This window comes from Methylomonas rivi (assembly GCF_024505165.1).
Classification (GTDB): Bacteria; Pseudomonadota; Gammaproteobacteria; order Methylococcales; family Methylomonadaceae; genus Methylomonas; species Methylomonas rivi.
In genome coordinates this window covers 1-6,133 of the sequence record NZ_JANIBK010000185.1, presented here as the reverse complement: position 1 = coordinate 6,133, position 6,133 = coordinate 1, and the positions used below count along the sequence as shown (strand labels likewise).

Below are 6,133 nucleotides of genomic sequence, written 5' to 3'. Positions count from 1 at the left end.
CCAGCCTCGGCCTCCGGATGGTAACGATTATTCCGCGCCCGCTTGGCGGCCGGCTCCGGGGATACCGATCCGCGCCGCGAGGCCCGCGCTATCAACCAGACTAAAATAACGGCAACCAGCCCGAACAGTGCCGCGATCAGGCCGCTGCCCAGCGACCCGAATAAATCCACAATGGTTTGCAAAGCGTCCATATCCCCCTCCATTAATTAATTTTTATAGGTTGGATTCAACAGATTCGTCGTATCATTTTTATAATTAAAATGGGATACGATCAAGAATTTTGTTTTTACTACAAAATTCTCGGCAAAGATACCCTTCGAACGATTATTCGGCCACGAACAAATTAAACCAGGGCGGGGTTGCCGAATTTCCCCGCCCGACAAAAGTATTTCTATCGGTAAATTTGGCGTTACCGCCGCTTCCACACCTCTTTTTCAATTTAGGAGTTAACACCATGACCATTGAATCCTGCACCTACGTCATTTTCGGTGCGACAGGAAATCTGGCCCGACTGAAACTGATGCCCGGGTTTTATCACCTGGAACTGGAAAACAAACTCCAGGAGGGCACCCGCATCGTCGCCATAGGCCGCAGGCCTTGGGACAGGGCCAAATGGCTAGGCGAAGTGCGCGGCATGCTGGAAGAAAAATTCGGCGATAAACTGGACGAAAGCGTATTTACCCGCTTTAGCGAGCGACTGTACTATCACCGCGGCAATCTGGACGACGATCAATGTTACCGGGAACTGGCCGCCGACTTGAACGACGACGCGGCGCAATTTCCGAAAAACATGGCCTTTTACCTGGCGATAGGCCCGGACGATTTCGGCAATGTCATAGAATCGCTCAGCAAGGTTGCCTTATTATCCGAAGAATACGGCTGGCGGCGGGTGGTGATCGAAAAGCCCTTCGGTTACGACCTGGAAAGCGCCCAGGCCCTGCAAAAACGCCTGGAGCGCTACCTGTCCGAAGAGCAAATCTACCGCATAGACCATTACCTCGGCAAAGGCATGGTGCAAAACGTACTGGTATTCCGCTTCGCCAACATCATGCTGGAACCGCTGTGGAACCGCAATTACATCGACCATATCCAGATCACCCATGCCGAAGAAATGGGCATCAGCACGCGGGGCGGTTATTACGACACGGCCGGCGCGATGCGCGACATGCTGCAAAGCCATTTATTGCAATTGTTGACATTGGTGGCGATGGAACCGCCGATTTCCATGGATGCCGAGGCCTTGCGGGACGAAAAGGTTAAGGTTTTGAAATCGATCAGGCCGATTCCCAAATCCGCCGTGCATGCGCACGCCTTCCGCGGCCAATACGCCAAGGGCACCATCAAGGGCCAAAAGGTCAACGGTTATCTGGAAGAGGACAACATCCCGCCCGACAGCACCACCGAAACTTACGCGGCCATGAAGCTGATGATAGACAACTGGCGCTGGCGCGGCGTGCCTTTCTATCTGCGCACCGGTAAACGCATGGCGGCCGGCCAGTCCAGCATTTCCATCTGTTTCCGCCACCCGCCGCTGCAATTTTTTCAAGGCACCCACGTCAGCTGCATGAACCCTAACTGGGTGATTCTGGGCATCCAACCGGAAGAATGCATCCGCATCGAAATGATCGTCAAGGATGCCGGACTGGAAATGCGCACCCACACCGCCAGCCTGGATACCGACTTTCGCCAACCCAACCAGCGCCATGTCGACGCTTACGAAGACTTGTTGCTGGACGTGATTCAGGGCGACCGCTCGCTGTTTTTACGCTTCGACGAAGTGGAAGCCGCCTGGAAGATAGTCGACCCCATCCTGCAAACCTGGGCCACCGAGCGCGATTACATCCACACTTACCCGGCCGGTTCCTGGGGACCGCCGGAAAGCAGCCGCTTGTTCGAAAAAGAAGACCAATTCTGGCGCAGTTCCTTGATGCCGGAATGCGCGCCGTAACGGTAACATAAAAAAGGGGCTGCCATTGCGGCAGCCCCCTTTGGTTCCGTTAGGCCGGAATAAGCACCGCGTTTCCGGCAAAACCTGCTTCGATCCGCCGGAAACGCCTATCGGCTTATTCCGGCCTACCGAGCTTAATCGGCATTCTCTTCGCCGCCTAAAAATTTATATACCCAAGCCCCAAGCACCGCGCCCACAACCGGCGCCAGCCAAAACAGCCAAAGCTGCATCATGGCCCAGTCGCCGACGTAAACCGCCACCGCCGTACTGCGGGCCGGATTGACCGAGGTATTGGTGACAGGAATGCTGATCAAATGAATCAAAGTCAGGCATAAACCGATGGCAATAGGCGCAAAGCCTTGCGGCGCGCGGGTATCGGTGGCGCCCAAAATCACCAGCAAAAACATCATCGTCATCACCACCTCGGTGACCAACGCCGACAACATGCCGTAACCGCCCGGCGAATGCTCGCCATAGCCATTGCTAGCGAATCCCGCCGACACGTCGAAACCGGCCTTGCCGCTGGCTATCAGATATAACACGCCGCCCGCCACGATACCGCCCAAGACTTGCGCGGCGATATAAGGCGCCAGTTTATTGGTTGGGAAACGGCCGCCCGCCCACAAACCTATCGATACCGCCGGATTCAAATGGCAGCCGGAAATATGCCCGATCGCAAACGCCATGGTCAACACCGTCAACCCGAACGCGCACGACACCCCCAGCAAGCCGATACCCACATCGGGAAAGGCCGCCGCCAAAACCGCGCTGCCGCAGCCGCCCAAAACCAACCAGAATGTTCCAAAAAATTCCGCGCCATACTGTTTCATGCTCTTCCCCTGCCGTAATGTTATGTTGATAGTTCCGCAAGCCCCGGTTAGAGGCTTAGCGGACTCTTGTAATGTAGGCATACTGAAAAAACCGGGAGCTCGAAAACAATCCGCTCAAGCATTCCGGCGTATCCAGCCTGCGTAACAGTTGTTTGCAACATGCATCCATAATCGAACAGGCCGCCGGTACCGCATGGCCGGCCTAACAAGCCTCCCTAGCCGCAAAGTCTAACCCCGAAGCCGCCAAAGTCAATTCTCTTTTTATAAGCAACGAGTTAGGCTTTATCGCCTCCCCGCGCCCCGCCGGTACCGTAAGCGTTTAAGGCTTTTGCATGCGCTGTAACATGCATTGCCTTATACCAAGGGTACAATATCCACCCTAAAAGCCGGCACCGAGGGAATACGCTGAAATCGCCCCACCCTTTTATATCTTTCTTTCAATAAAAAACTTCACAAGCTATTGAATCCCAACTTTTCCGTACACCCCAACCATCTCAGCAGCCTGGTATTGTTCGGCTTGAGCCTAGGCAATTATGTGCTGATGTATTGGGTCAATATATTTCTGGCCAGACACTTGGGTATCGGCGAATTCGACGATTACAACGTGGCCATTTCGGTGGTGACCTTATTGTCCACGCTGGCTACCCTGGGCTTGGAAAAATACGCCCTGCGCCTGGTGGCGCTCAATATCGAACGGGAAAAATGGGGCCGGCTGCGTAGCTTCCTGCACTTTTCCGTGCGGATTATCGTCATTTTCAGCTTGATTTTGTTGGGCGTTCTGTCGTTGAGTCTGGAAGGGATTTTAGCCTGGCGGCAGGCGGATTTTCATATCGCCATCGTTATTTACGCCGCCTTCCTGCCGGTGATCGCCGTCAGCTTGTTCCTGATCGAAATCGTCACCGTATACGGTTTCCAGATACCGGCCATGGTTTTGTACCGTTTTTTGCTACCGGCCTTGTTTGCGGGGTTCCTTTTTAGCGTACAAGGCTTGGGTTACGCCATTTCAGCCACTTCGGCGGTATTGTGTTTCGGACTGTCCTGGTGCTTTACCTTGCTGATACTGGATCTTACCGAACGCGTTACCAGCCCCAAGCCCTTGCGGCTGGCCAAACCCAGTTCGCACAACCGGCGCAAATGGATAGGCAAGGCTTTGCCGCTGATGCTGAGCAGCTTGATGATGACCATGCTGACCAGCGCCGGCACCATCGTCTTGGAATTGCTTTACCCTTCGGAATTTCAGGTCGGGCTTTTTGCCGTCTGCATGCAAACCTGCTCTTTGATTTCGTTGATAGGCACCTCCACCAACCGCTATTATTTGCCGATGCTGGTGGTGCTGATCGAACGGCAAGATACAAGGGGCGCCACCCGCTTGCTGCGCAAACGCACCCGCTTGATAGGCCTGCTGATTTTGCTTTACCTGGGCCTGATAGGCCTGTACGGCGCCGACGTTTTAGCATTGTTCGGCCCCGGCTTTTCCGCGGGCTATCCGGCCTTGTGCATTTGTTCGCTAGGCGCGGTCATTAATGCGCTATTTTCGGACTCGCCCTATTATCTGCAATTCATGGGAAAAAACCGGCTGGTGGTTGGCCTGATGAGTCTGGCCGCGGCCGGCATGGTGGGGTTAAGTTTTATTCTGGGGACTTTATACGGCGTCACCGGTGTTGCCATTGCCTACGCCGTGCCGACGACAATCCTGTTCAGCCTGCTTAAATTGCTGGCCCGCCGGCATCTTCAGCGTTATTTGCCCGTCAATGTTCCAAAGTGAATTCGCCGCGCACAATTTTAAAACAGGCCACGGTGCCGTTCATTTCGTTGGCGGATAAAAGATAATGCTCGCCGCCGCGCTCGAAATGGGCAAGCCCTTCCGGAGCCCGGGTTTCCTCGCCGGGAATCTTGCCCAGCGCCACCACCTTGGGGCGTTTCGGATCGGCCAGCGCCACCAACACCAACGCATCGGCCCGCTCCATGCCCACCACGGCCCAAGGCTCCCCATCCATTTCAAACGCCACGATACCTTCCGGCTCCGCGCCTTTTTTATTGCTGCGCCGGTCCGGATATACGCCGTGTTCAAAAGTAACCCGATCCAATTGATTGCCGGTATCCGCCACAAACTCACCCGTTTTGGCGTCGAACACGCTCATAGTGCGACCGCCGCTTTGCAGCGGCTCTTCGCCATCTTGCGCATCCGTGTCGGTATCGCCTTCATCCGCGGTAACCAAATAGCGCCCGTCCGGCGTCAAGGCAATGCCGTCCGGCTCGCGTAAAGCCATCACCGACTGGTTGAATTCGATCCAGCCGTTGGCCTTGCGGTCGGCGCCGTGCTCGGCTATGCCCATATTGAAATAACCCAGCACTTTGCCGTTTTCCACATCCACCTCCGCCACTTCATTGGTTTCCTGCAAAGTGACATAGGCGCGTTTGGCATCCGGCGACAAGGCGATATATTCCGGCTCCAATAGTGCCTTGGAATCCGCTTTGACAGGTATCAAAATGCCGGCTTCGCCTTTTTTTTCGTTCCCGTACACCGCCACGCCTTCAAAAGTACCCAGCAATACCCGCTTGTTATCGATATTGCCGTTGCCGTCGAAATCGGTTTGCTTGCCGATTTTGCCGTCGCCGTCCCAATCGACTTCACGCTCCAGAAAATGGCCTTTTTCCGCCACGATAAAACCTTCCCGATGGCTGACATCGGCCATTTCGATGTTGGCGTTGGCTTTGATACGGCCTTTGCCGTCCAACCGCACGATCGAAATATTGCCTTCCGCCGTGAAAAACGCCCGTTTAACCCGATCGAAGGAAAAATCCTCGCCCTCGTTGGCTACCAATAATGCCGACCCATCCTCCGAAAACACCACCGCATCGGGTCCGTAACCCACTTCAACGTGATCCAGCAATTCGCCGTTACCGGCGGAACGCATTTCCAAACGCCCCCGCCGGGTGCCGGCATCGATCACCGCGGCAAATACATCCAACGTGGGATGAAAAGCCACCGACGTCAATTCTTCCCCCGCCGGCAAGCGCAGATCGAAGCGCTGAATCCGCTGCATTTTGCCGGCGCGTTTCAAATCCAAAACATCCACTTCGCCGGTTTTAAAATTACTTAAAACGGCGCGCAACGTTGCCTGTTGTACGCTGACAATCTCGGTGCCCTTGTCGTATCCCGAGTAATACAGGCAATCGGGTTGCAGGCGCCATTCTTCGGAAGCCGTTTCGTTAACCGGCCGACTGGCGCAAGCGGTCAACGACAAACCAACCAGTAACCCGATGTATGTTTTCAAGAATATCCCCACCGAAATTCACGCTAAAGCCGCGCATCATAACGCAAAACATTGATTACAAAAAAGCCGCGCCGGGT

General features: G+C 54.7%; 5 protein-coding genes. 2 read left to right on the top strand and 3 right to left on the bottom strand.

The genetic code is table 11. From position 1 onward, the window contains the following. Positions 1-191: hypothetical protein (locus tag NP596_RS19240; protein ID WP_256617024.1), on the bottom strand; the 191-nt coding region annotated here is incomplete at its 3' end. A 263-nt stretch (positions 192-454) separates the two neighbouring features. On the opposite strand from NP596_RS19240, the gene zwf reads away from it, so the two are divergent. Beyond that, the gene (zwf, locus tag NP596_RS19235) at positions 455-1,948 is read left to right on the top strand and encodes a glucose-6-phosphate dehydrogenase (RefSeq protein WP_256617023.1); all 1,494 of its coding nucleotides are present in this window, start codon (positions 455-457) and stop codon (positions 1,946-1,948) included. A 134-nt stretch (positions 1,949-2,082) separates the two neighbouring features. Here zwf and aqpZ read toward each other — a convergent pair whose 3' ends face one another. Next, complete coding sequence (gene aqpZ, locus NP596_RS19230) at positions 2,083-2,859, bottom strand: aquaporin Z (protein WP_256617022.1); 777 nt, start codon at positions 2,857-2,859, stop codon at positions 2,083-2,085. A gap of 379 nt (positions 2,860-3,238) precedes the next feature. Between aqpZ and NP596_RS19225 the strand changes: the two genes are divergently transcribed. Then, positions 3,239-4,543: a lipopolysaccharide biosynthesis protein gene (locus NP596_RS19225; protein WP_256617021.1), complete on the top strand. Its 1,305-nt coding sequence runs from the start codon at positions 3,239-3,241 to the stop codon at positions 4,541-4,543. Here the strand turns inward: NP596_RS19225 and NP596_RS19220 are convergent. Then, positions 4,527-6,056 (bottom strand): choice-of-anchor I domain-containing protein, encoded by a 1,530-nt coding sequence (locus tag NP596_RS19220; protein WP_256617020.1) that lies wholly within the window; start codon positions 6,054-6,056, stop codon positions 4,527-4,529. The two genes, NP596_RS19225 and NP596_RS19220, sit on opposite strands and share 17 nt — an antisense overlap. Positions 6,057-6,133: the final 77 nt, after the last annotated feature.

What these genes read in the sequence shown, in the direction of transcription:
- zwf (WP_256617023.1), top strand. Translation starts at nt 455, where the DNA reads ATGACCATTGAATCCTGCACCTACGTCATTTTCGGTGCGACAGGAAAT.
- aqpZ (WP_256617022.1), bottom strand. Translation starts at nt 2,859, where the DNA reads ATGCCTACATTACAAGAGTCCGCTAAGCCTCTAACCGGGGCTTGCGGA.